The sequence below is a fragment of the Ruegeria sp. CI1 genome (genome assembly GCF_056536925.1).
Genome location: NZ_JBQFQP010000017.1, coordinates 1 through 25,728 on the forward strand (window position 1 = coordinate 1; position 25,728 = coordinate 25,728).

21 protein-coding genes and 2 pseudogenes are annotated in these 25,728 nt (G+C 55.0%); 12 read left to right on the top strand and 11 right to left on the bottom strand.

What is annotated here, in order from left to right; genetic code table 11:
• The 7 genes and pseudogenes from ACR0LZ_RS17920 to ACR0LZ_RS17950 all read left to right on the top strand — a co-directional run.
• A pseudogene (locus tag ACR0LZ_RS17920) lies at positions 1-100 on the top strand (IS5/IS1182 family transposase); the annotation flags it as partial.
• Between the two features lie 68 nt (positions 101-168).
• The gene (locus ACR0LZ_RS17925; protein ID WP_480751326.1) at positions 169-309 is read left to right on the top strand and encodes a hypothetical protein; all 141 of its coding nucleotides are present in this window, start codon (positions 169-171) and stop codon (positions 307-309) included.
• Positions 310-375: 66 nt separating this feature from the next.
• A pseudogene (locus tag ACR0LZ_RS17930) lies at positions 376-483 on the top strand (IS6 family transposase); the annotation flags it as partial.
• A 305-nt stretch (positions 484-788) separates the two neighbouring features.
• Complete coding sequence (locus tag ACR0LZ_RS17935; RefSeq protein WP_480751327.1) at positions 789-1,748, top strand: ABC transporter substrate-binding protein; 960 nt, start codon at positions 789-791, stop codon at positions 1,746-1,748.
• A gap of 80 nt (positions 1,749-1,828) precedes the next feature.
• Positions 1,829-2,866, top strand: coding sequence for a quaternary amine ABC transporter ATP-binding protein (locus ACR0LZ_RS17940; protein ID WP_480751328.1), 1,038 nt, complete (start codon positions 1,829-1,831; stop codon positions 2,864-2,866).
• A complete protein-coding gene (locus tag ACR0LZ_RS17945; protein WP_480751330.1) occupies positions 2,859-4,448 on the top strand; it encodes an ABC transporter permease in 1,590 nt (529 codons plus the stop codon). Before ACR0LZ_RS17940 ends, ACR0LZ_RS17945 begins: the two co-directional genes overlap by 8 nt.
• 57 nt (positions 4,449-4,505) lie before the next feature.
• On the top strand, positions 4,506-5,486 hold the full coding sequence (locus ACR0LZ_RS17950) for an arginase family protein (RefSeq protein ID WP_480751331.1): 981 nt from the start codon (positions 4,506-4,508) through the stop codon (positions 5,484-5,486).
• On the opposite strand, the gene speB is transcribed toward ACR0LZ_RS17950, so the two are convergent.
• A complete protein-coding gene (gene speB / locus ACR0LZ_RS17955) occupies positions 5,473-6,453 on the bottom strand; it encodes an agmatinase (RefSeq protein WP_480751333.1) in 981 nt (326 codons plus the stop codon). The two genes, ACR0LZ_RS17950 and speB, sit on opposite strands and share 14 nt — an antisense overlap.
• 84 nt (positions 6,454-6,537) lie before the next feature.
• Entirely contained in the window at positions 6,538-8,058 is a 1,521-nt protein-coding gene (locus ACR0LZ_RS17960) for a trimethylamine methyltransferase family protein (RefSeq protein WP_480751334.1), read from the bottom strand.
• Positions 8,059-8,245: 187 nt separating this feature from the next.
• Here ACR0LZ_RS17960 and ACR0LZ_RS17965 point away from each other — a divergent pair, with 187 nt between their 5' ends.
• On the top strand, positions 8,246-10,681 hold the full coding sequence (locus ACR0LZ_RS17965; protein ID WP_480751335.1) for a GcvT family protein: 2,436 nt from the start codon (positions 8,246-8,248) through the stop codon (positions 10,679-10,681).
• A gap of 135 nt (positions 10,682-10,816) precedes the next feature.
• The gene (locus ACR0LZ_RS17970; protein WP_480751337.1) at positions 10,817-11,815 is read left to right on the top strand and encodes a LysR family transcriptional regulator; all 999 of its coding nucleotides are present in this window, start codon (positions 10,817-10,819) and stop codon (positions 11,813-11,815) included.
• A gap of 1,384 nt (positions 11,816-13,199) precedes the next feature.
• Here the strand turns inward: ACR0LZ_RS17970 and ACR0LZ_RS17975 are convergent.
• Genes ACR0LZ_RS17975 through ACR0LZ_RS17985 form a run of 3 tightly spaced genes read right to left on the bottom strand, consistent with a single transcriptional unit; the run spans position 13,200 to position 17,285 of the window.
• The gene (locus ACR0LZ_RS17975; RefSeq protein ID WP_480751339.1) at positions 13,200-14,237 is read right to left on the bottom strand and encodes a lipocalin-like domain-containing protein; all 1,038 of its coding nucleotides are present in this window, start codon (positions 14,235-14,237) and stop codon (positions 13,200-13,202) included.
• Entirely contained in the window at positions 14,227-16,641 is a 2,415-nt protein-coding gene (locus tag ACR0LZ_RS17980) for an FtsX-like permease family protein (RefSeq protein WP_480751340.1), read from the bottom strand. The genes ACR0LZ_RS17975 and ACR0LZ_RS17980 overlap by 11 nt, the downstream gene beginning before the upstream one ends.
• Positions 16,638-17,285, bottom strand: a complete 648-nt coding sequence (locus ACR0LZ_RS17985; protein WP_480751342.1) for an ABC transporter ATP-binding protein — start codon at positions 17,283-17,285, stop codon at positions 16,638-16,640. The genes ACR0LZ_RS17980 and ACR0LZ_RS17985 overlap by 4 nt, the downstream gene beginning before the upstream one ends.
• Positions 17,286-17,469: 184 nt before the next feature.
• On the opposite strand from ACR0LZ_RS17985, the gene ACR0LZ_RS17990 reads away from it, so the two are divergent.
• On the top strand, positions 17,470-17,904 hold the full coding sequence (locus ACR0LZ_RS17990; RefSeq protein WP_480751343.1) for an ion channel: 435 nt from the start codon (positions 17,470-17,472) through the stop codon (positions 17,902-17,904).
• On the opposite strand, the gene cls is transcribed toward ACR0LZ_RS17990, so the two are convergent.
• From cls to ACR0LZ_RS18005, 3 genes are all read right to left on the bottom strand, one after another.
• The gene (gene cls, locus ACR0LZ_RS17995; RefSeq protein ID WP_480751345.1) at positions 17,901-19,313 is read right to left on the bottom strand and encodes a cardiolipin synthase; all 1,413 of its coding nucleotides are present in this window, start codon (positions 19,311-19,313) and stop codon (positions 17,901-17,903) included. The genes ACR0LZ_RS17990 and cls overlap by 4 nt on opposite strands.
• A gap of 124 nt (positions 19,314-19,437) precedes the next feature.
• Entirely contained in the window at positions 19,438-20,574 is a 1,137-nt protein-coding gene (locus ACR0LZ_RS18000) for an acetoin utilization protein AcuC (RefSeq protein WP_480751346.1), read from the bottom strand.
• Positions 20,537-21,616 (bottom strand): AI-2E family transporter, encoded by a 1,080-nt coding sequence (locus tag ACR0LZ_RS18005; RefSeq protein ID WP_480751348.1) that lies wholly within the window; start codon positions 21,614-21,616, stop codon positions 20,537-20,539. The genes ACR0LZ_RS18000 and ACR0LZ_RS18005 overlap by 38 nt, the downstream gene beginning before the upstream one ends.
• A 146-nt stretch (positions 21,617-21,762) precedes the next feature.
• Here ACR0LZ_RS18005 and ACR0LZ_RS18010 point away from each other — a divergent pair, with 146 nt between their 5' ends.
• A complete protein-coding gene (locus tag ACR0LZ_RS18010; protein ID WP_480751349.1) occupies positions 21,763-22,620 on the top strand; it encodes a YihY/virulence factor BrkB family protein in 858 nt (285 codons plus the stop codon).
• Between the two features lie 324 nt (positions 22,621-22,944).
• Here ACR0LZ_RS18010 and ACR0LZ_RS18015 read toward each other — a convergent pair whose 3' ends face one another.
• From ACR0LZ_RS18015 to ACR0LZ_RS18025, 3 genes are read right to left on the bottom strand one after another with little or no spacing between them, the layout of a single operon-like run.
• On the bottom strand, positions 22,945-23,661 hold the full coding sequence (locus ACR0LZ_RS18015; protein ID WP_480751351.1) for an RlmE family RNA methyltransferase: 717 nt from the start codon (positions 23,659-23,661) through the stop codon (positions 22,945-22,947).
• 51 nt (positions 23,662-23,712) lie between these two features.
• Positions 23,713-24,048 (bottom strand): hypothetical protein, encoded by a 336-nt coding sequence (locus tag ACR0LZ_RS18020; protein ID WP_480751352.1) that lies wholly within the window; start codon positions 24,046-24,048, stop codon positions 23,713-23,715.
• A 9-nt stretch (positions 24,049-24,057) separates the two neighbouring features.
• On the bottom strand, positions 24,058-25,170 hold the full coding sequence (locus tag ACR0LZ_RS18025; RefSeq protein ID WP_480751353.1) for a Ppx/GppA phosphatase family protein: 1,113 nt from the start codon (positions 25,168-25,170) through the stop codon (positions 24,058-24,060).
• Between the two features lie 242 nt (positions 25,171-25,412).
• On the opposite strand from ACR0LZ_RS18025, the gene ACR0LZ_RS18030 reads away from it, so the two are divergent.
• Positions 25,413-25,709 carry a virulence factor gene (locus ACR0LZ_RS18030; protein ID WP_480751354.1) on the top strand — a complete coding sequence of 99 codons (297 nt, stop codon included), beginning with the start codon at positions 25,413-25,415 and terminating at the stop codon, positions 25,707-25,709.
• The last annotated feature ends 19 nt before the right edge of the window (positions 25,710-25,728 follow it).

A 25,728-nucleotide genomic window follows, 5' to 3' on the forward strand; every position in this document is an offset into this window, starting at 1 on the left:
GTTGAAGGATTGGCGGCGCGTCGCAACCCGTTACTACAGATGCCCAAAGGTCTTCCTTTCAGCCATCGCCCTAGCGGCAACCGTCATCTATTGGCTATGAGTCCTGACCCTTGGGCGATCTTCGGATCGCCCCTTTTTCTGTCCAGTGATTGCGACTATCTTGTAGGCTTGGAAAAGGACAAATCTCAACTTGAGCGCTTCAAGGAACTCGCCCGTGAAGTCGAGGCGGATGGAGATGAAGAAACGTTCAAGCGTGCATTGAAAAAGATGCGCGAGGAGCCGAAAGAGAAAAAGCCCGCCAAAGACTGAGCGGACACATGCCTTGGCGTGATAGGGTGGGTATGCTCAGGTTATTTGCAAAGTATACAATCGCCCTCGGTTTACAACCTGTTCAATTTGGAGCGCAGCCTCAACTCCAGACCAAATTTCAAGCTCAACTGCGCCGCCGCACTTGCCAATTGGCGCAGTCTCTGCGCCGAATAAGGGGCAGTGGTCCTGCCCTTGTAGAGATTAGTTAGCATTAGTTCGCCAGCACCGCTTGCTTCGCTTGTTCCGATGACATGTCTAGTATTTCGTAAATTCGAATCTTTGTTTTCGTAAAATCGCATTGAAACCATTTTAATAACACTAAGCTTGATGGGGTTGGGTTGCACATGTTTCACTTTTAGAACCTGGCTGAATAGGCTGATGCCACGCGACGAGAAACTGGAGCTGGGACAAAAATCATCGATGAGGGCGCGCAAACTGCCAAATGCCCAACGTCTTGAAAACCAACATGGAGAAATCAAATGGACAAAAGAACAGGTTTGCTGGCAAGTGTGGCCGCGGTTATGTCGCTTGTTTCAACGCCGGTCATAGCAGCTGACATTGTCATTGGGGTTCCAAACTGGCCCTCGGTGAACGCAACAGCGCACATCCTCAAGGTGGCGATTGAGCAAAACCTGGGTCTTGAAGTTGAACTTCAAAATGGGACCAATCCGATTGTTTTCGAAGCGATGGATTCCGGTGCGATGCATGTGCACCCCGAGGTGTGGATGCCGAACCAGCAAAATCTTCATGACACTTACGTCAAGGGAAATGGTACGGTTGTGATGAACCCGAACGGTGTTGAAGCGTTCCAGGGGATGTGCGTTGACAAAGGAACCGCCGAAAAACACGCGATTTCATCGATCGATGATCTGACGAATCCAGACGTAGCAGCGATATTCGATTCCAACGGTGACGGTCAGGGCGAGATCTGGATTGGCGCTCCCGGTTGGGCTTCGACCAATGTCGAAAAGATCCGGGCAAAGTCGTATGGGTATGACCAGACCATGGAGTTGGTGGAAATCGACGAAACAGTGGCCTATGCCAATCTGGATAATGCCATCAAGGCCGGCGACCCGTGGGTCGGGTTTTGTTATACGCCTCACTACGTCTTTGCGCTGCATGACATGACGGTTTTGGAAGAGCCTGCCTATGATGCTGCGAAATGGAAGGTTGTTCAGCCGACCGACAGCCCGGACTGGTTGGAGGAATCCGAGGCGGCCGTGGCCTGGGATTCTGCGTATCTGCACCTGCACTACGCAAAGTCACTGGAAGAAGAATACCCGGAGGTGGCGAGCCTATTGGCGAACATGGCGTTGGACACGGAAACAGTTTCCGCAATGACCTACGCGCTGGTCATCGACAAGAAAGAACCCCTTGCATACGCCGAAGAATGGGTAAGCGAACACGAAGACCAGGTTCTTGGGTGGATGGCGCAATAGAACGCGCTGGCGCTCAATGAGTCCACACAGGCCGCCAGGGCACAGCCTTGGCGGCTTGCTTTGCATGATAAGGGGCGGAAATGAACGAAACGGTCGTCAAGTTGACAGACGTCTGGAAGATCTTTGGCGCCCGCGCCGAAGAAGCGATGTCTGCAGTCATGAAGGAAGGGATCGGCAAACCCGAAGTCCTTGATCGGTTCAACTGCGTCGTTGGCGTACAAGGAGCGACGTTCGAGGTCTCACGAGGCGAGATATTCTGCATCATGGGATTGTCCGGGTCAGGCAAGTCTACATTGGTGCGGCATGTCAACCGCCTTATCGAGCCTACTGCAGGCAAGATCGAGATCCTGGGCCGCGATGTTTCGCAGATAGGGGAGTCGGAACTGCGCCGTATTCGGGCGCAGCAGATCGGAATGGTCTTCCAACACATGGCACTGATGCCGCATCGGTCAGTTCGGGATAATGTTGCCTATCCGCTCGAAATCAGAAAGGTTTCAAAGTCCAAACGCTGGGCCGTTTCGGATCACGCACTGGGATTGGTGGATCTGACTGGTTACGAAGATCGGCTTCCCAAGGAGTTGTCAGGGGGAATGCAGCAGCGCGTCGGCATTGCCCGTGCGCTCGCGTCGGATCCCGAAATACTATTGATGGACGAACCGTTCTCAGCCCTGGATCCGTTGATCCGATTGCAGTTGCAGGATCAGTTCAAGGCACTTGTGGCGCAACTCAAGAAAACAACCCTGTTTATCACCCATGACCTTGATGAAGCCATCAGGATCGGCCACCGCATTGCGATCATGAAGGATGGGGTCATCGTCCAGATCGGTACGCCAGAGGATATCGTGATGAACCCGGCAGACGACTATGTTCGCGAATTTGTGCAGGGAATATCCAAGCTCAAACTCGTCAAAGCCCATTCAATTATGGAACCTTTGGACAGCTACAATGGATCGATTGATGGGGCACCGCGTGCCGACGAAAGTGCGGACCTGGACCAACTGATTGACTTGGCCGTGAATACGGAAATGCCTGTCGTCATTACCGACGCCGGAGCAGATGTCGGCTTGGTTACAAAACCTCGTCTGCTGCGCGGAATTCAGGGGGGCAAAAATGAGTGATCTGGCGTCTGATATCAAAGTCACCGCAGCATCCGACATCGAAGTCGACCGTGAAGCGCTGGACAGTTCGATCCACGAATTTGCAGAGACCAATGGTGACTACTATGTCGGTGCATTTCACAAGATCCACGATGCGGTCAACCTGTTGCCCAATACGTTCAATCTTTGGGCGGCGGTCTTGGGTCCGTTCTGGGCGGCAAGCCGTGCTATCTGGGGAATGTTCTGGACCTTTCTCATACTCGAGATCATCGCCTGGGTGCAGATTGGTCGGGGTGCTTGGGGCAATCCAGGAGCAGATCTGCTCGGCCGTGCCTCGCGTCAACAGGCTCGTGCCGACGAGTTGCTAGGCCGGGCAGCAGAAGCAACCGAGCAAGCCGACATAGATCGGTTTACCAAGTTGGCGGCAAATATCCAGAAGGCGGCGGACGCCAGTTTCGAGAAAGCGCAAGCAGCCCAATCCGAAGCACTGGGCATCTTGATCTTCGGGCTATTGATGCTCGCGGTCTTCAAACTGACGCAAGGGCTGTACGCGGACAGGGTTTATGAGAAACAATATTCGCGGTGGCGCATTGATCCTGAAGGCACCGAAAGCGGGCGCTCAACCCGGAACACCATACTTGGCGTCGTACTGATTGCGGCGATTGCTCCGCTGATCGTCTACAAATTCACGGTGAACGCATCTTTCGCCATGCTTGACGAGTTTCCGGAAAAAGAGGTTTCGGCCATCTTTCTCGGTCAGGACGGCGGGACCCTGTTTTCAACCCTTGCCACATGGATGGAGGCGCGCATCGACGGCGCTGCTGCAGCTGGAGGAGACGTCTTTGACGGCATCGTAGGCGGAGTTCGCACTGTTCTGGATGCGCTGACGGTCGCCTTGATCGGTTCACCATGGCCGGTGGTCATGCTGGTGATCTGCGTGACGGCATGGCGCGCTGCGGGACCGAGAGTGGCCATATTCACAGCTTCTTCCCTGGCCTATATCGCACTTTTGGGCTACTGGGATGTTGCGATGGAAACCGTGGCCCTTGTAGGCGCGGCGGTGATACTCTGTGTCGTTTTCGGTATCCCGCTGGGGATCTGGTTTGGCAAGTCCAAACGGGCCTATTCGGCGGCCGAACCCGTTTTGGACCTGATGCAAACCCTTCCGGCCTTCGTCTATCTGATCCCGATCATCGCATTTTTTGGTACGGGCAATCCTCCTGGAATTTTGGCGACGATCATTTTTGGCATGCCGCCTGTGATCCGCCTGACGGCATTGGGTATGCGTGGGGTTCCAGACAGTATCAAGGAAGCGGCTGTGGCTTTCGGGGCGTCGAAATGGCAACTCTTGAAGGACGTCGAAATCCCGCTTGCCCTGCCTTCGATCATGACAGGCGTGAACCAGACGATTCTCATGTGCCTATCCATGGTCGTCATCATCTCGCTGATCGGGGGGGGAGGACTTGGAAAAGAGATCCTCGAAGCACTGCAATACGCGGCCAAGGGGCCTGGTCTTTTGGGCGGCTTCGCAATTCTGTTCTGTGCTATGGTTATCGACCGGATTGTTCAGGGCGCCTTCAGACGGGAAGATGAGAAAATCTGATGGAGCAGCAGGGCCTCGGGAACATCTCGGGGCCTTTTTCAGTTAGTGAGGCCTGCGATGACCGACCGTTATGAGAAGTCAATGATGGACAATCTCTACTGGTGGGGCGTGCCAACGCTTTTCAGGTGTGCTCACACTGAGCCCGAAGGGCAAGATATCGCGCTGGTTGGGGTTCCACATTCGACCGGAAACGGGACAACCGAGCGGGATCAGCATTTGGGCCCAAGGGCAGTGCGCCATGTTTCAGCAGTTCAACGCAGAGTGCATTCGGTTTTTCAGATCGACCCTTGGGCAAGTGCCCAAATTGCTGATGTGGGCGATGTCCCATTTCCCCGTGCCAATGACAATGAAGACTGCATCGAACGCATCACGGCTTTTTACCAGGATATCGACGCTGCGGGGGCTCGACCCGTTTCTGTTGGTGGAGATCATTCGATCACTGGCGGCATCGTTCAGGCGTTGGGATGCGGCAAGCTGGCCGGGGGCGAGCCTGTTAGCTTTCTGCACCTTGATGCGCATACAGATGTGTTCACAAAGGTCGACCATTTTCTTGGGGCGCACAAATCTGCCGCGCATTGGGGTGCCTATCTGGCCGATCAGGGGCAGGTGGACCCAAAACGTTCTATGCAGATCGGATTGCGGGGCCACCCACGAAGTCTGGACTGGTTACAGCCGTCATATGACTACGGGTACAACATCGTGACGATGCAAGAGTTTCGACAACGCGGACTGACCGACGTCGTGGCGCAAACCAAAGAAGTCTTAGGCGATCGCCCTGTCTATATCACTTTCGACCTGGATTGCCTCGACCCGACGGTGGCGCCCGCTGTCTCGAATCTGGAGCCCGGAGAAAAAGGCTTTGACATCGATGAAGCCGTAGGAATTCTGCGTGCCGCGCGCGGTTTGAACATCATTGGCGGTGATGTCGTGTGCATGATGCCAACCAAGGACAGCCCAAACAACATCACGGCCCTGACTGCTGCGGCTGTGATGTTCGAGATGATTTCCATGATCGCGGAAAATGTCAGTTCGACTTAGCGCGTCGGGCATCTATCGCCTGTGCCATCACGCAGAGCAATTCGAACATCAATGAAATACCAAGCCACGCAGTGCCACCTTCGGGATCGAAAGGTGGCGAGACTTCAACCAGATCGGCACCCACAATGTTCAGCCCTGACAGTTTTCGAATAACCTGCTGGGCCTGAAAACTGTTAGGCCCGCCGATCTCGGGGGTTCCGGTGCCAGGTGCATAAGTCGGATCCACGAAGTCGATATCGTAAGTGCAATAACAGGGCTCTGTTCCGATGATGCCATTTACCTCGGTCATGACGTCATCAATGCCACGGTCGAATAGCTCTTCGATGCGGATGATGCGAATTCCCTGTGCCTCACCCCATTCGACATCTTCCGTATTATAGGCTGTGCCTCGAATGCCAACCTGAACAAAGCGCTTTGGATCGACCAGCCCCTCTTCAACCGCGCGCCTGAACGGCGTCCCATGCGTGAACTTATGGCCACCGAAGTAGCTGTCGAACAAGTCGGTGTGGCTGTCGAATTGGATTAGCCCCAGCGGACCAGAATTTGCCAAAGCCCGCAAAACCGGAAGCGTTGTCAGATGGTCTCCACCTGCCGTCAGTGGCGCGATGCCATTCCGAACAAATGTGGAATAGAATGACGTAACGCGCTCCAATGTATCTTCGATATCCACGGGGTTTGGGGAAACGTCCCCAAGGTCGGCGCAGTTCACCAAGGAAAACGGGCTGATACCTGTGACAGGGTTCATGGCCCGGATCATGGTCGAATAGTCGCGCAATTGCCGAGGTCCGTGGCGGGCGCCGGGGCGATTGGTGGTTCCTCCGTCCCAGGGTATGCCGACGACGCCCAGTTCAACTTCTTCAAAGCGTTCATGATCCGGTGCCAGATTTGGCAAACGCATGAATGTCGGAACACCCGCAAAACGCGCTAGCTCCATTGCTGAAACCGGTTGAAAGAATGTGTCTGTCATGTTGACTGTTGATCCTCGCGATTTTCCGTTTCATCCGGTCCGTATCATCGATCTTCGCTAAAACAATTGTTATGCGGAAAAGGCTCAGGTCAGAATTCGAAAACATTTCCGGATCTGAGCGTCCTGCTCGGGTGTAAGATACTCTGGATGATGTGCTTTTAGAATCTCGACTGCCCGTTCGCGGGCCTTGGTCCACGCATCCTTTGCACCGTTCATTTCCCATGTCCGTGGTTCATTCCGATCCGCCAGCGAAGGATAAAAATAGTCTCTCTCCATTGCGTCATAGGTTTGCGAACTTCCCAGAAAATGACCGTCACTCAGCACGGATTGGCAAATCGCTTCAAAGCCGAGGTTCTCTTCGGTCACCTCTATTCCGCGAAGGGCGCGATAGGTGTGGGAATGCATCTCGTTATCCAACACGAATGCTTCGAAACTGACCCCCAGCAATGATGCCGTCATCCCCGAGCTTTCATAGATCAGGTTACCCCCAGCCAACGCGGCGGCAAGAGAAGTCATGCCCTTTTCCATCCCGTACTGAGCGTCAATCGCCTTGGCGTCCGTCATTGAGGCTGCAACCCCCGAAAGTAAACCCAGCCAATTGATGATTTGCGCCGAGGCCGCGTTCAGAACCGCGGTCTCACCACCTCCGCCAGCAAAAGCTCCGGTTCGTAGATCGACGATAAATGGCCAGTTCGAGAATACCATCGGGAAACCGGGTGCAATCACATTCACCATCACCAGGCTCGCCAATGTTTCGGCGAGGGATTGAGCAAGAAATCCGGCCAATGTCGCAGGAGCCGTGGCCCCGGCCTGCGCAGCGGTGATGCAGGACATGGGAATATTGTGTCGGATACATTCGTAAACCACGTCAACTGCATCCTCGCCATACCGCAACGGGGAAATCACGGGGCTGATGTGCGCTTTCAGGAATGGACGTTTGGCAAATTCTCCCGGCCCACCGGCGACGATGTCCAGAAGGTCAACGATGGGTGATACGTGTTCTGCCAATGTAAACGACGTAGCGACTGGTTTGGTGGTATTCTTGACCAGCGCATAGACTGTGTTGACGTCCAGGTCGAACGCGTCCGGCACATCGGTTGCTACGCAACATCTGGTGAACCAACTGACATTTTCCATCGTATCCTGCAGACGGGCAAAGTCATGCAAATCAGCCATCGTCGAGGGGCGATATCGTCGCGTCTCCAGATCAAGCGTCTGTACCGCCGCGCCGCCGGTGCCAAAAAATACACGGTTTCCGCCAACTTCTATTGATCGGCTTTCGTCCCGGCCATGCAATACGAATGTCTTGGCCGCAATTGAGACTGCGTGTTCAACCATCGCACGTGGAAAAAGCAATCTTCTTCGCTGGCCTTCTATTGCCCCCGCAGCCGTCAGATCGTTGCGCAACCTCTCTGGTACTTCCCCCATGCCGAGGGTTTCGAGTAACCGCAGTGCGGCGTTATAGATCAGCGCCACTTCGGCTTCTGCGAGAGGGGTGAATGAACCGCCGGTCTGACCGGGAGGGCAAGGGGCGATCACCGGTTTCGCTGCTCGTTGCGCCATCCGAGCCCTTCGCCCGATTCTTTTGCTAACTTCAGACGACATAACCGCTGCGCTCCCGCGTCAATGCTGGCTGTACACTACAGGCTTCCAGTATCGAGCGGCAAAATGTCAACCAAGCCTTGTGAAATCTAAAACCTAAGTTTCGATTTTTCGAAACTGCCAAATGCTTCGTTGCTGACAAGGCGGCTTTCTTTCCATGAATGTGGTTGCGGAGAGAGGAGCAAACCGGATGAAATCGCGCACAAAGGTTGTGGTTATTGGCGGAGGAATTGCCGGATGTTCGACCCTTTATCACTTGACCCAGGAAGGGTGGAGCGATGTGGTTCTGGTCGAGCGGAATGAACTGACATCCGGCACAACATGGCATTCGGCCGCTCAAGTCACCAATTTCGGTATGAACCAGACGATTATAGGACTGAAGTCGCATTCCATCCGCCTCTATAAGGAACTGGCAGAAGACGCCGACTATCCTATCAATTATCATCACGGTGATGGCGGTATCCGCTTGGCCAACACCGAGGCGCAGATGCAAGGGTATCGCCACTTTACATCGGTGGCCCGTGGAATGGGCGTCGATTTCGAGGTGATCGATGCCAGCGAATGCGCCCGCAGACACCCGTTGATCTCCACCGAAAACCTGATCGGAGGCCTGTGGGATCCGTTGGATGGTGATATCGACCCCGCGCAATTGTGTCAGGCGCTGGCGCGGAGGGCACGAAAAGCGGGCGCCGAGATTTACCGTAATACTCCCGTTGTCGGATTGCTTCAGCACAACGACGAGACTTGGACCGTCCAAACCGAACACGGAAACATTGACTGTGACATTGTCGTCAATGCTTGCGGCTATCGTGTGAACGAAGTGGGTGCGATGATGGGCATTCACCATTCGGTCGCGTCGATGGAGCATCAGTACTTCCTGACCGAAGAAATCCCCGCCATCCGGGACGCCGGTCATAGAATGCCACTGCTACGATGCCCGATCAGCGACTATTATTGCCGTCAGGAAAAGAATGGTTTGCTGGTCGGGTTTTATGAACAGGACTGCAAGACCTGGGGGATGGACGGGATCGATCCGCACTTTGCCAACGCCCTGTGCCCCGACGATTTGGACCGGGTGACAGATGTCTTGGAGGGCGCTTTTGCCCGGATGCCAGCCCTGATGGAAGTTGGAATACACACTGTCGTCAATGGCCCGATTACATACACCATTGATGGGGCGCCGATGGTGGGACCCATTCCGGGAAAGCGAAACGCGTTTTGCATCATTGGCCTTCGCGCCGGGCTGGGCGAAGGAGGTGGGCACGGTTGGCTGTTGGCGCAGCAGATCGTGCATGGTGAAGCGTGTTACGACACATGGTGCATCGATCCGCGAAGATTCACAGGTCACGCCAATGTGGAACTTACCGCGTTGAAAGCCGTAGAAGATTACCGAAACGAATTCAGGTTTCACTTCCCGCATGAACACCGGCCAGCGGGCCGCCCGGCCAAAACCACGCCATTGACCCCCGTTTTGGCCGCGGCCGGTGCCGAATTCACGGTGGTAAACGGATGGGAGCGTGTCGATTACATCAAACCTCATGCCGAATTCAAACCAACGCTGAGTTTCGATTTTGACGAAGCTTTTGATGTTGTCGCATCCGAAGTAAAAAACATTCAGACAAATGTCGGGTTGACCGAGGTCAATGGTTTCAACCGCATCGAAATCATCGGATCAGGCCGCCATGCATTTCTGGACCGGATGTTCTGCGGTGCCGTGGCCAAACGCGATGGTCGGGTCGGGTTGGGATACTTGTTGAACCATCAGGGCAGGATCAAGGCCGAAGCGACTGTCGCCAACCTACCGGCCAGCGACCGAGGGCCTGAACGCGTTTGGTACGGCTCGGCGGCAGCAAGCGAATTTCACGACATGGACTGGCTCAAGCAGCATCTGGAACCTGATGAGGACGTGCAGATTCGAAGCCTTACAAACGACCAAACCATTCTGGTTCTTGCTGGCCCAAACGCCCGAAAAGTTCTGTCGTCCTGTTCGCGCGGCGATTGGTCTGCTCGGGCCTTCCCATGGCTCAGCGTGCGAGAGTGTTTCGTCGGTATCGCACCCGCTACTGTCATGAGCGTCAGTTTTTCAGGTGAGTTGGCATATGAGATCCACGTTCCCAACGCTTCGCTCCATGCGGCATTTCTTGCACTCCAAGATGCAGGTAAGGTTTATGGCCTGCACCTGTTTGGCGCCCGGGCCATCGAATCCATGAGAATTGAGAAAGGCTTCTTTCATTGGAAATCGGATCTTGTCACTGAATATGACCCCTTTGAAACAGGTTTGGAGCGTTTCGTGAATTTGGACAAAGCCTGTTTTGTCGGTCGGGATGCGCTGCTGAACAACCTTCAACAAGGACCGCAAAAACGATTGGTGACCCTGCAAGTTCACGCCGAACAAGCACCGGCCCACCCGGGGGCGTCAGTGATGATTGGTGATGATGTCGTGGGCACGGTTACGTCCGGGGATTGGGGTCATCGAACCGGATTGAACTTGGCATATGCATTTGTCGATGTCGCTTGTCAGGCCCGAGGCAACAGTCTTGAGATTGATATGTGCGGTGTTCGGACCGAAGCAACAGTGATTGCACCCAGCCCTTATGATCCTCTAATGACCAGACTGCGTAGCTGATTTCATGTGGTTCCCGCGCTCGGTATTAAGCCCCTGAGTGTCCGGGCATTGGAGTTTTGACGCAGTGCCAATGAGAAGAAATACATATTTGGTATTGCCGCGGCGTAGGTTCTCTGTTTCGATTTTATAGAAAGAGTGGAAATTTCAGGAACACCGCATTTGCCAAAGTCTCTAAGTCTCCGCTGGCTGGAAGTATTCCAGTTGATCGCCAAATCCGGCTCCATTCAAAAAGTGGCGTCCGAAACGAACTTGTCCATCAGTACTGTATCCAATCACTTGCGAAGCCTAGAAAGCGCCCTAGGGGTCGAATTGGTCGACCACAGCCGTCGGCCAATGAGCTTAACCCCCGCAGGAGAGGTTTTTTCACGCTATGTTCGTGAAGGCCTTACTGTACTGAAGCGAGGGGAAGGGGAAATCCGCTCGGGGACCTGGCGCAATGCCACGTCGCTGCGGCTCGCGTTGATTGACGATTTCGACTACCAAGTCGCGCCAGAGTTGTTCAGATTCTTAGCGCAAGCGTTGCCGCGGTGCAGCTTTCGACATTTCACCCGGCCGAGCCACGAGATCATCGCCAAACTGCAGGAGCACAAACTGGACGCCGGAGTGGCAACACTTCCGGTGGGCAAGACCGACGGATTGCTGGAGTATCCATTGTTGCGTGATCCGTTCATCGTAATTCTGCCCAAGAACTTTGTGGGAACTGTGGAGGATGTGTTCACTCCGGATGCCGAATTGCCGTTTTTGCGGTATTCAAGGGACTACACGATTGGCAAGCAGATTGAGGTTCAACTCAACCGCAGCAAGTTCAACCTGCCAAACAGGTTCGAACTCGAATGCAATCAATCGATTGTCGGTCTGGTTGCGGAAGGTAGCGGTTGGGCGATTACCACGGTTGCCAGCTTTCGACGCGCACAGCGCTTTCATGAGAGTGTCAGGACCATGCCATTTCCTGGACGCAACTTTTCACGAACGATCTCCTTGTTCACAACTGACGTCTATCCCAAATCTACGTCCTTGTTGATCCACAAAGTACTTAGTGGTTTGATACAACAGTATTTTTGCGATCCCATTTGTAGAAAGATTCCTTGGCTTGACGGTGATTTTCGGGTGTTGACGGACATGCAGTCCAATTAATCATTTCTGAGCGAGTTGGGCGGTTTCTCTTCGTTTTATGCACCAAACGCAAACTTTGCGACAACCAACGCCGATCCGGAAATAATCTGTTTGGTGTCGAACCACAGCAATGGAACCTGTCGATAATCTCGTTCACAGATGGGCGCAAATCAGGTCTCGGCACTCATTTCGCCAAGGGCGCGGTGTCAAGGCGGGCAATGGTCAGTTATCCTGTTGGGGTCGCATTGCACTGACGGCATCCGAGCCGCGTGAGATGAAAGTCGGCTGAGAATGCCAGACCGGAACTCGAGAATGTGGTAAACTACAAGGGGCCACATGCATACCAGACGCAAAAAAATGGGGGGTGCCATGTCAAATATTCAGACCGCAGTGAGGTGTCCCCAGATCTGTAAAGGCTTGCGACACATGCTTGGGTTGGGGGGCCTGTCGTGAGTGGTGTCATGACAACGCTACCTTTTCAACCCAAGGTGAGGCAATCAAGGATGTCGCGACTCTCGAAGCATATTCCGAATGGGCCAAGGGATTGCTAGGTCCCATGCCAGACGCACAGTATGATTTGAAGGCACTTTCTGAAGATACCGATACCGGCAGAGTGACTGCGGTGGCAGTCTTCAAGGGAACCCAGACGGGTGATGCCGGAAACGGCGCGTCAAAAAAACGTGGCAAGCGGCTATGTCTACGTCTTCGGTTTCGATGGAGAGAAAATCAGCCATATGACCAAAGTATGGAATGAAGGTTTTGTACTCCGTCAGCCTGAGTGGGTCTGAGATCCGTCGATTGAGCTGTGTGCGCCTTGGTCGCGGCAGAAATCAAAACTCGGTCGAATTCCTTGAAATCGGGAAACGAACCGGCATGTCGGTAAGGGCCCCCGGCGTACAGATTACGTTCTTACTGCCTTGGGAATAGACTGGGCGACGCGCCGAACTCGTACCCCCTCATGGAAATCGTAATTAGACTATCAAGACGCGTCGCCTTGTCTGGGTACGAGTCAGGCGTGGCGAAAGTTTGTCTGGTTCATGAAGAATTCAAATTCTCTGATTTCAAAGGAACGCGACGACAATCGGTTTTTGGCCCGATTTCGCCTGTTGAGCGCCGCATTGGCATCGTGGTTCGAACTATGCCAGACTGTTGCGCATTGCATCAATACGCGATGAAATATCGTGGGGCGGCGTGTCAAACTCACCATGAGTTAAAAAAATACGCTGAAACAAATATTGACGCGCCACCCACGTCGGAATCCTGTCATTGCGGCAAAATTATGTCTATATCTCCATTGTTGACAATTTGTTTCCGTATTGGAACCTTCGTGAGTAAGAACTTTAGTCAGTTCGACCGATAGTCCATACTCAGCGTGCCTGATATGACTGTCTTGTTGACACTCTCATCACTTGTAACCCGTCATTTCCAGGTATCCTCGGCCCGTGTGGCTGCCGGTAACATAGACCGGGCCTTCCCAATAGGGAAAAGACGTTCCCATCCAAGATGATGGGTTGAGAGCGGTAACCTGAACGTCAAGGCCCTGCTTTTCCAGTTGCAAATTCCAGCCGGTCGGGATGGTCCGTCCTGCAACTTGGCTGTTTTGCAGTGGTCTGGCAGACAGAGAACCATCTGGCAAGAATGTTGAACTCCCGTTTGGAGAGATCCAGGTTGCAGCGGTAAAGTCGCCATTTTTGCTGCGCAGCCGAAATGCCATGAGCTTGTCTCCGCTGTCAAAGCTCAATGAGAACCAGTCCCATCCCGATTGATCATCTGCAAGGGGCTGTGAAGACCATTCCCGATCCAGCCAAGCCTGTCCCGTGACCGCAATTTCGCCATCTGGCAGTTTCAAAATGCCGGACGCAGCGTAAGCGGGTTGCGAATAGTAAAAGCTGACCTGACCGGATGCCGACTTTGTCGATACCCCGTTCTCACCGTGAAGAATGAGCGGACCTTTTGCTTCGAGGGTCAAATCATAAGCAAATCGGGCGCCACGTGCGAACAATGACAGGGTGTCGAGATTTGGGCCAGCCATTTGCCAGTCGTCGATCCACGCCGAAAAGGGATCGGCAATGACCCCTGCCTGACCTATGCCGCCACGCGAACGTCTCTCGGCGAACATATGGGCATCGGGTGTGGTGACCGCTGCGTGGCCCAACCACAGTTGGGGGCTTTGCCATCCGTCCGCTTCCCGTGGTTTCAAGGCAGTGCGAAAAAGCGTCCACTGAATGCCATAGTCGCGCCCGTCTTCTCCCGAGAGCGTGGCGGTGACGTACCACCATTCGATGCGAAACGAAGGATGCGCGCCGTGATCGGCGGGAAACGAAAGCTTATACCCACGTCGGGGAGTCTCAAAACCTTCTGCGGTCGCGCCTAGACCTGCAAAACCCTGTGCCAAGACAGGCCAAGGTAGGAGCAGACACAAGACAAGCACTTTAACGTTCATTTGCAAAGACTTTCAACAGATCGGATGGTGGCAGGCGATAAAGTCTGAGCGCGGGGATAACAGCAGCCAATGCAGCGGCCAACAGGGCCATCATCGAAAGCAAGAGCCAATCTGAGGGAAAAAGATACATCGGCAATCTCCAACCAAATGCCTCGACATTGATCACTGTAAGCAGGATCCATGCCAAAAGCAGACCCAAAGGAAGTGCCAGTATGGCCGTCAAGGCAGCAAGAACGACGCTTCGGATCAGTTCCAATCCGGCCAGGTTCTGGCGAGACAGGCCCAATGCCCAAACTGGCGCAACTTGCGGCAGGCGTTGCCCCCAAAGTGTCAACAAGCTTGTCAGGATTGCGAACCCCGCGACGCCGAGGGTAAGGATATTGAGTGCAGCCGTTACGACAAACGTCTTCTCAAAGATTGCGCGGGATTGCTCCTTTAAGGCGGCCTGATGGATAACCGAAGTGTCAGGCAGATCGAACTGTGTGCGAATACTCCGTGCCAACTCGGTAGCGAGTTCAGGAGCGATACGGACGCCAAAACGCCGGTTCGGGGCGTTGGGAAAGCGTTCTTCAAACCGTTCCATAGAGATGATCGCCTGACCGGTCGGGTTGCCATAATCCGAATATACCCCTGTGACTGTTGGAGCCCAGTCAGGGGCGAGTATCAGTGTATCTCCGGGCCAAAGGTTGCCGCGCCGCGCAAGTTGTTCGTTTACCAGTACACCTGTTCCTGTGGCCACCTTGTCCCAAACATCGCGATCAGCAGAAATAAGAGGCCATTTCTGCCGGTATGTCGGGTGATCGATGATGCCATAAAGAAACAGCGGCCCTGTCTCGTGCCGCAACTCGAACCGGCGGATGGGCAGAACCGCATCGGCCCGTGTTGCAAGCCACTCGCCAAGTTCCTGGCCTTGGTTGTCATCCAGAGCAGTTACATACAATTCTGAGGTCAACCGTTGATCCAGCCAGCCGTCGAACGTCAAGCGAAAGCTCGACACCATCGTTCCGACGCCGATATTGGCAGCCAGTGCCAGCAACAGAGCCATCAGCGCCAGCGCCAACCCCGGCAGTTGCGCCTGCAAATCTGCCCAAACCCATTGAGTGATCGGCGTCTTGGCAGTGCGCGCGCATAAAATCAGGACGCGCGACAACGCAAACGGAAGCATCAGCGCAACGCCCAACAGCAAACCAGCCAACAGCACGAATCCTGCCCAAAGGCCATCAAACAGGACAACAGGGGCCACTCCGGCGGCAACCAACGCAGCACCGATAACAGCGCTTCGCGTTTGCGCGTTGCCCGCCCCACGCCAAGCTTGCTCGCCGGGGGCGCTTAGTAGCGGCAATCGTGCCAACTTCCATAATCCCTGAGTGCTTGCAACCAATGTCCCACCAACAGCCATGCCGATCCCCGAGACAACCCATTCGGGACGTAGTGACATCTGCCCTTCAACCGGCGCGTCGTACAGTCCACGCAATGTCGCCGCAACATCCGGCAGAAGTGCACCCGCAAGCCAGTATCCAAGGACCAGGCCCAATCCTCCGCCAGCGAATGAAAGAAATAATAGCTCGGTTGCGACGAGCCCGGTGATCAGCTCCAACGGAACACCCAGCGCGCGCAGGGTACGGATCATGCCACGCCTTTGCGACAGGGCAAGGCCAATGGTGCCGTGAACGATGAACAAACCCACTGCAAAGGATAAAAGACCAAATGCGGTCAGATTCAGGTGAAAACTTTCGGTCAGTTGCGCGGTATCGGTACCTGGGCCGCTGCTGATCCGTTCCAGGTCAGGTGCCAGTTCACTCAACGGCTGCAATCCCATTGGCTGATCAGGCAGGATGACCAATCGCGAGATCTCGTTCACCTTGTTTAGAATCTTTTCGGCGACACCGATATCGGTCAGGATTAGGTCGGGCGGAACTGCCTCGCTGGGGTATACCGGTGGCAGGTGAGGCTGGCGGTTAAGCATTTCAACAATATCAGGGCGCACGAACAACAAGCCAGGTTCTGTCAGCGCTTCAGCCGGGGTTCCAATGGCAGCGTTTTGTTGCGCCTCTTCAATTGCCGCCAGAGCGGGGTAAGAGACAAGGTCGGCGCCCATCACTCTGAAATAGCGATCTTCGACACGCAGATTGCCGTCGAGAACAGCCGCAAGCTGCCAGCCCGCCCGCCGTAATTCGACATAGCGCGAAAGGGGGATAGAGCCGTTCGGCGCACGAAGTTCTTCGAATTGACCCAATGCGAGTTGCCGGTTCGCCGTGGCATAACTTGCCCGTGCTTCGGCGTTGATGGCCTGAACCGCCGACCAAAGCGCTGTTGCCAGCGCGACACCGCATAGAAGTGTTACCAATTGCATCTTGTGTCGCCGCCAATGCGACCAAAGCGCCGGGATCGTGGCCCTTATCATTGAAGTTGGCCACCGGCGAGATGCGCGCGCCGGTCCAGTCGTCCGGCAATGCTTGGCGAGTGGGTGGCCAAAAGCAGTGCTGTACCCGTATCGCGAACAAGCTGCAGCATCAGGTCCAGAACGTTCTCGCTGGCGGTTTCGTCCAGATTTCCCGTAGGCTCGTCCGCAAGCAGTAGTTTGGGTCGCGCCGCAAGGGCACGCCCGATCGCCACCCGCTGCTGTTGACCACCCGACAACTGCTCGGGATAACGCTGCGGCAGGTTTGTTAGGCCAAGCCGCTCTGTCAGCTCAGCCAGCCACGTTTTGTCCAACCGGTCAGAAAGCCGGGCTTGGAAAGACAAATTCTGTTCGACAGTCAGCGACGGAATGAGGTTGAATTGCTGAAACACCAAGGCCACGGTATTGCGGCGCATCTGCGCGCGACCACGGTCTGACAACGACGAAAGGGGGATCCCCGCCAAGGTAATTTCGCCACTATCGAGTTTGTCCAGCGTGGCCACCAGGTTCAGTAGAGTGCTCTTTCCGCTTCCGCTTTCACCGGTCAAGGCAAGGGTCTGACCTGCATCCATTTGAAACGAAACATCTTTCAGAACAGGGCGCCCGCCGGGGTAGGATTTTCTTACCTTGTCTACATTTAGCAGCATCATCGCTCCGTTTTCGTGTTGGTTGAGAATGTGTTCCTCGGCAACCGCATGTCCAGCGTTGATCCCGCCTTTGAACAATTCGCCGCAACATGACCATTGATGCAAGTGTCGGCCAGGGGTTGTTCCTCTATCAACGCCGGGTCATTCTTGAACTGAGTTTGACCAGGTAGCGAGGAGACCAAGCATGACATTGTCGCAACAAATTTTGTGGGGCAGTGTCTATCTGATGATTTGCTTCCTCATCGAGATCGGCCTTTTGACCTGGTGCACGGTTCTGATCCGAAGCGTGCACGAAAAATGTTGCAATCGCGGATTGGTCGTGCGAACCGCCGCGCCGATCGTGGTTGCATTGGCCACCATCGTCGCGATTCACACAATTCAGGTCTGGATCTGGGCCATTGTCTGGGTTTGGAGCGATATCCTCCCAGACTGGAACACCGCTCTCTACTTTTCATTGGTCACCTTCACCACCCTGGGCTATGGCGACATTGTGCTGGGCGAAGAGCTGAGGATTTTCGGGTCCTTTGCAGCGGTGACAGGATTGCTGGCTTTTGGGTTGTCTACCGCGTTCCTCGTGGCCCTCATGACCCGGTTGTTCGAGGACCGGTTCCTGTCTTAGAGGATTGGTGCGAAAAGGCGGGCAATCGGTGCCCCGTACCGGATATAAATCGGTTGATCCTCCAGCCTTTTTGTCAATTCATAACTGGAATTGAAATCGTCTTTCAGCATCTCGGCGATAGAGTGTGCGGCACGGTGATCAAAAAACAGGGCCATTGCTTCGAAATTCAACCTGAATGACCGGTTGTCGAGATTTGTCGTACCGACCGCGGCCAAAGTATCATCGACCACGAATACCTTTTGATGCATAAAACCGTCGTCATACCGAAAGATGCGTACGCCACAGTCGCGGATCTCATCGAAATAGGCGAATGCGGCAAGCCAGGGGATCCTGTGGTCGGCCACTTCGGGAACCAGAATGCGCACATCGACACCTCGCATGGCCGCATGTTTGAGCGCGGTCATGATGTCGATATCGGGAACGAAGTACGGCGAGGCAACCCACAGCCGTTCACGTGCTTCAGTGATTGCTGCGAAGAACATCATCGCACCGGTCTCGGTGCGGTCGCCGGGGCCGGTCGCCACGATCAGCGCATTCATGTCCTCGGGTGCGGCAGGGGTCGCCCATGTTAACAGATCGATCAGGTCTTCGTTTCGCGCCCAGTGCCAATCCTCGGCAAAAACCAACTGCAATTGCAGGGCTATGGGGCCGCGGACACGCAGATGAGTATCCCGCCAAGGGCCGAAATCGGTCTCTTGCCCCAGATATTCCACACCCACATTGTGGCCGCCAATGAACCCCGTGTGGCCATCAATCACGACGGTTTTGCGATGGTTGCGATAATTGAGCTGAAACCGGAAATTCGGTCCGCGTTGGTCGCGCGGATCAGCAACGTCGATCCCTGCCTTTCGAAGCTTGTCGAAATATCTGCGGGGCAGGCCATAACTTCCGACAGCATCCGTCAGGAAACGGACATGCACCCCCCGCCGGTGCGCAGCGATCAGTTTTTCCTGCAACTCCAGCCCAAGCTCGTCGTCTCTCACGATATAGAACTGAATCAGAACGTATTTTTCTGCGGCGTCGATCGCCTTGAAGATTGCCTGAAAGGTATCTTCCCCGTCAATCAACAGATCGGCGCCATTGCCGCGGGACACCGGCATATGGGCCAGGTCCTCGAAGGGTCGAGGGTTGATGGACATTTCCTTGGGGTCGGGGCTGCTCGCCTCGGCAAAGGCCTTGAGGCCGGCGACAACCCGTTCACTTTCGCGGCGAGCAATGCGGTAGCCCCGAAACCGGTGATGTCCCAGAAACATGTAAAGTGGCAAGCCGGCGAACGGGAAGGACAGAAGGAAAACCACCCAACCCACCGCGCCTTGTGGCGTTCGTGCGGTTTGTGCTGCGCGCACAGCGCAATATACGGCCAAGGCGTAAGCCGCAAAAACGGTGGCAGAGACGATGGCGGTCCACATTGTAATCCGGTCGTTTCAGTAACTTAACAAGGTCAGTGTATTCCTGATCAAGGTCTGAGGCCACAGCAATGATTTTTGAGCCTGAGAGGTTTGTCCGCATGTTTGCCCAGTTTGCAAGTGAAACTCAAAGCCTGCTTCGCAACTCTGCTACCGTTGCCCGAATTGTTTCGCGTATGGGGCCGAAACGCGGCTTATCGCGCAAAGTCGTGCACCAGCTTTCCGGGGGACTGCGCCCCGCCGCCCGTCGCCATGTCAACGCCTGCAGGACCGAAACAGCAGGTTGGGGAAGGCGGTCGGGCACTTCATACCCCGAAAGCGTCGCCCAGACGCCTGTCCACAACCTTGCGACCGACCATGGGTTGTAACCGCCGCCGCCAAGAACAAGTAGGCGATCGGTTAAATCGTTCAGTGCAGTTACGGATCGCCAGTGCGAATTATTGGACAGGGTAAGCCGCGACAGCGGGTCCTCGAATACGGCATCCGCCCCGCACTGCAATACAATTGCATTCGGTTTGAAAGCCGAAATTGCCGGTAGGATCAGGTTGTCTAGGACCAAAGAAAACTCGTCATCGTTAAAACCTTTTGGTACAGGCAAGTTAAATGCTGTGCCGCCGGTATCATCGTTGAGACCGCCGGTGAATGGCCAGCGCCTTTCTTCGTGAACCGAAATAAGCCGGACTTTTTCGGAACCGGCAAAAGCGTCTTGAACTCCGTCACAGTGATGTGCATCGATGTCAACGTAAGCGATGCGTTCCAATCCTGTAGCCAGTAACCTCAGGATCGCAAGAACCGGATCGTTGAGATAGCAAAAGCCTCCAGCCCGGTCGGGAAATCCATGATGGGTGCCGCCTGCCGGATTGAAGACGGCGCCTCTCTCAGCGATCAGTTCCGCCCCCAGCATCGACCCACCGGCAGCCGTGGCGGGGCGCCGGTACATCTCGGGAAAGACCGGGTTCGACATTGTGCCCAATGCATGGCGTTTACGTACATTGTCGCTGACATATTGCTGGCGTTCCGCATCTTGCAGCGCGGCAATATATTCCGGCGTGTGAAACAGGGTAAGCGCGGCGGGTTTTGCCCTCGGGCTCGTCAAGTATTGCGCTTGGGGCAACCACCCCAAGACCCGGCACAAGTCTATGACCGTCGACACTCTCGGGATGGCCAGCGGATGGTTTCGTCCATAGGTCGAGTGGCGATAAATTTCCGCCCCTATGAACAGAGAGTCATTCACCGTCGGGGCCGTTATCAACCAATTGACCATCCAGCGACATTAGGATCGCAACAGGCCGCAGCGAAGGTACATGACTAAAGACGATCAGGATGCAGACCGTCAGCGGAACACTCAGAAATGCCCCGATCAGCCCCCAAACCGTTGTCCAGAATGTCAGTGCCAGAATGACCAGAAATGTTGACATGTTCAGTGATCGACCCAGCATTGCCGGGTCCAGGAAATTGCCGATCAGGAACTGCAGTGTTCCGCACCCGAACACGATGATCAGAAACGGTGTGACGGATTCGAACTGCACCAGCGAGGCCAGCGCCGGAAAGATCACCGCGATGATCGAGCCAATTGACGGAATGAAGTTCAGTGCAAAAGTTAAAACGGCCCATGTCTCCGCGTACTCCAACTTGAGAACCTTGAATACCGCATAGCTGATCAGGGCGGTCACGGCGCTGATGAAGGTCTTGACACCCAGGTATTTCTGTAAACTCAAGGAAATCGCATCCATGACCGAAGCCATGTCATCACCAAGCTTTGGGCTTCCAGCCGCAAGTCGGATCTTTTTGCGAAAGGCTAGCCGCTCGGCCATCAGGAAGGCGACATAAAGGCTGATCAGAAAGAACTGGTTCAACAGCGAGGTCGCGCTGCCCAGCGCCGTACGGGCCACCAGCGCCATGTCGATGTTGATCAAGTTGTCCCGCACGAAATTTGTCACATCGTTGCCGACGAAACCGGTGATCCGACCGACAGCCACATCAAACTGGTTTTCGTACGTGCCCAGGGTGCGCGCGAACTGTGTGGCCTGGCTGCCAAGGACGTAGACGATTAGGAACAATCCTGCCAGGACGACGGTGATGCCTGAAAGATTTGCCAGCCATACCGGAATGTGAACCCAGGAAACAACTCTGTCGCTGACTGCGATGATCAGGACGTTTACTAACAAAGCCAGCGCCAACGGGATTAGAAACGCCGATCCCGCGTAAAGTGCGAAGACGATCAGCGTCAGGACGATCAGCGTGTCCCTAACCGCAGGCAGGCTGAACCGTATGGACGAAAGGGTTTTGTCGTGTTTGTCCGTCATGTAACTGAAACCCTTGTCGGCCCACTGTTTTACCCATTCTAAGGGATGTTGCCCATTCTGATACCAGAGTGCAACGTTCCGGATGCCTTGGCAGGGCTGGCAATTCCGGGGTTCAGGCCGCGTGAAAGCCGGGCTAGGGTTTGGTTATGACGGTTTCCTCGAATCTCGCCATCCCACGGCCTGTGCGCGCCCTATGGCTCGCCGGCAAGAGATTTGTCGCAAAGAATGGCTTTGTCATGAGCAGTCATGTTGCTATGTCGCTAATGATGGCGCTGTTTCCGTTTGTGCTGTTCACCGTTGCCCTCGCCGGGAGCCTTTCACAGAATTATATGACCGACGAGTTGATCGAGTTGATGTTCGGGGCCTGGCCCAAGGAGGTGGCTGATCCGATCGAAGCGGAGCTACGCGCCGTGTTGCGCGGCGCAAGCTCGGGTGTCATGACCATTGGCGGCGTTTTGACCGTCTATTTTGCGTCAAACGGCGTAAATGCCGTGCGTATCGCGCTGACGCAAGCCTATCACGATGTGGATACGCGCGCGTTTTGGAAATCACGTCTGTTATGCGTGGCACTGGTTATCGGGGGAGGAGCGGCTGTTCTGAGTGCTGCAGCCTTTGAGGTCGTTTTGCCCGCCTACACCAAGCTGGTGACCGAGCGGTTGCCGGGCGAAGCGGTGGAATGGCTGTCCGTCGACCGGCTTGGCTGGATTTTCACCGTTGCGATGCCGGTCGGCATGGTACTCGCCTTTCATGCTTTGTTGCCACCTCACCGCCACAGCTTGATGCAAATCCTGCCCGGAGTGGGGCTGACAATTTTGCTCTGGGCAGCAGGCGGTTGGGGGTTTTCCTTTTATGTCGCGCAGTTCGCCACCTACAGCGCGACTTATGCGGGACTGGCCGGGGCTATGGCAGCATTGATTTTCCTGTACCTTTGCGCTGCCATTCTAATCCTTGGCGCCGAATTCAATGGTGCCCTGATGGATCTGAGCGCTGCACCACGGCGTTAAGTGTGTTATAAGTTCCAAGCCCGAGATCAATGCGCCACATAGCCGTCACAAAAAGGACCTCAAAAAGCCAAATTGGTTTATCAAAAAGAACATGGGTCCGAGTGGACCTGGTTTGTTATTAGGTGATCCATGTTCGAGAAAGAACCTTTGGGCCGGCACGCCCAACTCTTTTCCCTACTCAGATACAATGACTTGTCGGAAAAACCTGAGGCACCATCGGCCGAAGATATGGTCAATGCGGTCAATCAATACCGGCCCAATAAGCCAGATTTAACGAAAAATTCACAAGATAACGACAAAAACCCGTTTCACGCAGTCTGATCGCTAACCGCGAAACCCTGTTGCCACGACAAACTTCTCGGAACTGTCCGAGCGGGAAGAAGGTGGTTTGACATTCGCGACCTTCTCGAACTTCTGCTTGAGCAATTTCTGCAGATCACCCTCGGCTCCACCAGCCAACACCTTGGCGACAAATGTGCCGCCTTCCTCGAGAACGTCGAAAGCGAAATGAGCGGCAGTTTCACACAGTGCGATGATCCGCAAATGGTCGGTTTGCTTATGTCCGGACGAGGCGGCAGCCATGTCGGACATGACCACATCCGCTTTGCCGCCCAACCACTCCTTCACCTGTTCATCCGCATCATCGGCCATGAAATCCAATTGATGAATCTCGGCACCCGCGATCGGTTCAACTTCCTGTAGGTCAATACCCAGAACTGTCCCGATCTTTTTGCCGGATTTTTCGCCCAGTGCGTTTACGCGTTTGACGGCGACCTGACACCATCCGCCTGGCGCACAACCAAGGTCGACAACGCGCGCACCCGGTACAAGAAATCGGAACTTGTCGTCCAGTTCCAGGATTTTGAAGGCCGCGCGACCTCGGTATCCTTCGGCCTGCGCCCGTTTGACGTAGGGATCGTTCAACTGGCGCTGCAACCAGCGGGTTGAACTGAGCTTGCGCCCGCGTGCCGTCTTGACCTTGACCTTCAGATCGCGTTGGCCCCGGCCAGAGGTGTTCTTTCCGCTCGGCGTCTTTGCCATTTGACCGATCTCCTGAAACTGTCCGGTCAATATCGGCAAGACGCCCCTGTATCAAGTAAGGGGTGTGACTTTATCTACCAGCGCCAGATCTGACCAAGGTGTCGAAACGCCAAATCCGAGCCAACCGAGACAATTTAGTGCTTGAGAAAGAACTGCGCGGTTATTCTCATTTGGAGAGGTGAAAGATCGCAGCAACTCCAGGGCATCTGCAGCTTGATCTTTCGGTACGCAAATCGGAACACCTCCAAATGACAGCGCATAGTGCGGTAGTAATACCGTGGTATGAAAGCCGGGGCAAAAAACATCAAACCCGGCGGCTTCCAATACGCAAATCGTAGTCGCAACGGTCGCCATACGATAGGCGCTGGCTACACGCACGAGTTTCATAGTTGTTTCTTAGAACGGCCCATCTTCCAGCACGCCATCCGCGCTCATCTGTGCATAAAGCAGCCCTTCCCGCAGTCCACGATCTGCGACCGACAGCCGGTCAGTGGGCCAACAGCGCAACAACGCCTGCAAAATGGCCGAACCCGACATGATCAGCGCCTGCCGGTCCTCGCCAATGCGGGGATCGCGGCGGCGACCTTCCGGACCGAGATCAAGGTAGCCGCGAATGACCTTGTCGATTTGATCCGATGTCATACGAAGGCCATCCACCTTAGTTCGGTCATATCGCTTGAGGCCAAGATGCGAAGCCGCAACCGTCGTCACGGTTCCGCTGGTTCCGACGATCTGAAACCCCGCCCGCGCTTGTACGTCTTTGTAAGGGGCAAAATCGGCGAGGTTTTCTTCAAAAAACCAGCTCATCAGCGCAAAACGGGCGGCGTCGTCCTCAACATCGTGAAACTGGTCGCGCAGGGTGGCGACACCCAGCGGCACGCTGATCCAATCCACTACCTTGGCGGCGGGAAAGGGGCTTTCGGGTGGATGAAATCCAGCATGCAGTCTCATGATCGCCGCAGGCCGGTCGCGGCGTGGAACCGAAGAGATATCGATCCAGACCAACTCGGTTGATCCGCCTCCGATATCGACCACCAAAAGTTGCTCAGTCTTGGTCGACACCAGCGGCGCGCAGGAGATCACGGCGAGCCGGGCTTCCTCCTCGGGTTGGATGATTTCAAGTGTCAATCCGGTCTCGCGCTTGACTTGACGGATGAATTCCCGCGAGTTCTTGGCACGACGGCAGGCTTCGGTCGCCACCAACCGCATCCGGTTGACCTTGTTGCGTTTGAGCTTTTGCTGGCAGATGCGAAGGGCCTGAACCGTGCGGGACATCGATGAACGCGACAACCTACCTGTCCGTTCCAGCCCGGCGCCCAGTTGAACAGACTTTGAGAAACTGTCCACCACATGAAAACCGCTGCCCTTGGGTTGGGCAATCAGCATGCGGCAACTATTTGTACCCAGATCCAGCGCGGCATACAGCGCATCAGGATCGGGCCTGCTAGGCGCGGGGCTTTCGACCGCTTTCGGGAACGCGCCCGCACCTTTGGGACGCTTGGGCGCCATGACTACACGCCCTCCGATTTCGAGTTACCTCGACCATATGGCGGGCCTTGGCGCGGCGCAAGCGGCTCATGAAGGTCATGAGAATTTTGATACGCGGCAGCGGTAGAATCCCTACAGGCTCCTACCGTATCCTTGGGTATGCGAAAAGGTCGCTGCAAATGCTGCAGGTGTCGAAATCCGACCGACTTTGGCGCAGATTGGAGTTTAGAACCGCCTCACCAGGTCAGGAGGAATCATTCGGTATGCCCGAAGTTACCATCGTTTATTGGCGCGACATCCCCGCCCAAGTCATCGTGGGGAAGGGGCGGCGCGGAGCTAAAAAGCAACTGGCCGAGCGCTTCGAGCAGGCGATCGACCGTGCCGCGATGAAGGTCGGAGCACAGGATACCGATGCCTATCTTGCGGAATGGCGCAAAGCCGCCCCGTTCGAGGTCGAAGGCGATCCGGTTGACGTTGCCGAGGCCGAGGCCAGGCGTCTGGAAGCTGAATACGATCAGGACCGGATCAAGACCCTGATTGCAAATGACGGTTGGGCATAAGCCCGAAACTCTTTATGGG

What these genes read in the sequence shown, in the direction of transcription:
- ACR0LZ_RS18005 (WP_480751348.1), bottom strand. Translation starts at nt 21,616, where the DNA reads ATGACGGACAAACACGACAAAACCCTTTCGTCCATACGGTTCAGCCTG.
- ACR0LZ_RS18000 (WP_480751346.1), bottom strand. Translation starts at nt 20,574, where the DNA reads ATGGTCAATTGGTTGATAACGGCCCCGACGGTGAATGACTCTCTGTTC.
- speB (WP_480751333.1), bottom strand. Translation starts at nt 6,453, where the DNA reads ATGACAGACACATTCTTTCAACCGGTTTCAGCAATGGAGCTAGCGCGT.
- ACR0LZ_RS17975 (WP_480751339.1), bottom strand. Translation starts at nt 14,237, where the DNA reads ATGAACGTTAAAGTGCTTGTCTTGTGTCTGCTCCTACCTTGGCCTGTC.
- ACR0LZ_RS17990 (WP_480751343.1), top strand. Translation starts at nt 17,470, where the DNA reads ATGACATTGTCGCAACAAATTTTGTGGGGCAGTGTCTATCTGATGATT.
- ACR0LZ_RS17980 (WP_480751340.1), bottom strand. Translation starts at nt 16,641, where the DNA reads ATGATAAGGGCCACGATCCCGGCGCTTTGGTCGCATTGGCGGCGACAC.
- ACR0LZ_RS18010 (WP_480751349.1), top strand. Translation starts at nt 21,763, where the DNA reads ATGACGGTTTCCTCGAATCTCGCCATCCCACGGCCTGTGCGCGCCCTA.
- ACR0LZ_RS18025 (WP_480751353.1), bottom strand. Translation starts at nt 25,170, where the DNA reads ATGGCGCCCAAGCGTCCCAAAGGTGCGGGCGCGTTCCCGAAAGCGGTC.
- cls (WP_480751345.1), bottom strand. Translation starts at nt 19,313, where the DNA reads ATGTGGACCGCCATCGTCTCTGCCACCGTTTTTGCGGCTTACGCCTTG.
- ACR0LZ_RS17985 (WP_480751342.1), bottom strand. Translation starts at nt 17,285, where the DNA reads ATGCTGCTAAATGTAGACAAGGTAAGAAAATCCTACCCCGGCGGGCGC.
- ACR0LZ_RS17940 (WP_480751328.1), top strand. Translation starts at nt 1,829, where the DNA reads ATGAACGAAACGGTCGTCAAGTTGACAGACGTCTGGAAGATCTTTGGC.
- ACR0LZ_RS18030 (WP_480751354.1), top strand. Translation starts at nt 25,413, where the DNA reads ATGCCCGAAGTTACCATCGTTTATTGGCGCGACATCCCCGCCCAAGTC.
- ACR0LZ_RS17945 (WP_480751330.1), top strand. Translation starts at nt 2,859, where the DNA reads ATGAGTGATCTGGCGTCTGATATCAAAGTCACCGCAGCATCCGACATC.
- ACR0LZ_RS17965 (WP_480751335.1), top strand. Translation starts at nt 8,246, where the DNA reads ATGAAATCGCGCACAAAGGTTGTGGTTATTGGCGGAGGAATTGCCGGA.
- ACR0LZ_RS17960 (WP_480751334.1), bottom strand. Translation starts at nt 8,058, where the DNA reads ATGTCGTCTGAAGTTAGCAAAAGAATCGGGCGAAGGGCTCGGATGGCG.
- ACR0LZ_RS18020 (WP_480751352.1), bottom strand. Translation starts at nt 24,048, where the DNA reads ATGAAACTCGTGCGTGTAGCCAGCGCCTATCGTATGGCGACCGTTGCG.
- ACR0LZ_RS17950 (WP_480751331.1), top strand. Translation starts at nt 4,506, where the DNA reads ATGACCGACCGTTATGAGAAGTCAATGATGGACAATCTCTACTGGTGG.
- ACR0LZ_RS18015 (WP_480751351.1), bottom strand. Translation starts at nt 23,661, where the DNA reads ATGGCAAAGACGCCGAGCGGAAAGAACACCTCTGGCCGGGGCCAACGC.
- ACR0LZ_RS17935 (WP_480751327.1), top strand. Translation starts at nt 789, where the DNA reads ATGGACAAAAGAACAGGTTTGCTGGCAAGTGTGGCCGCGGTTATGTCG.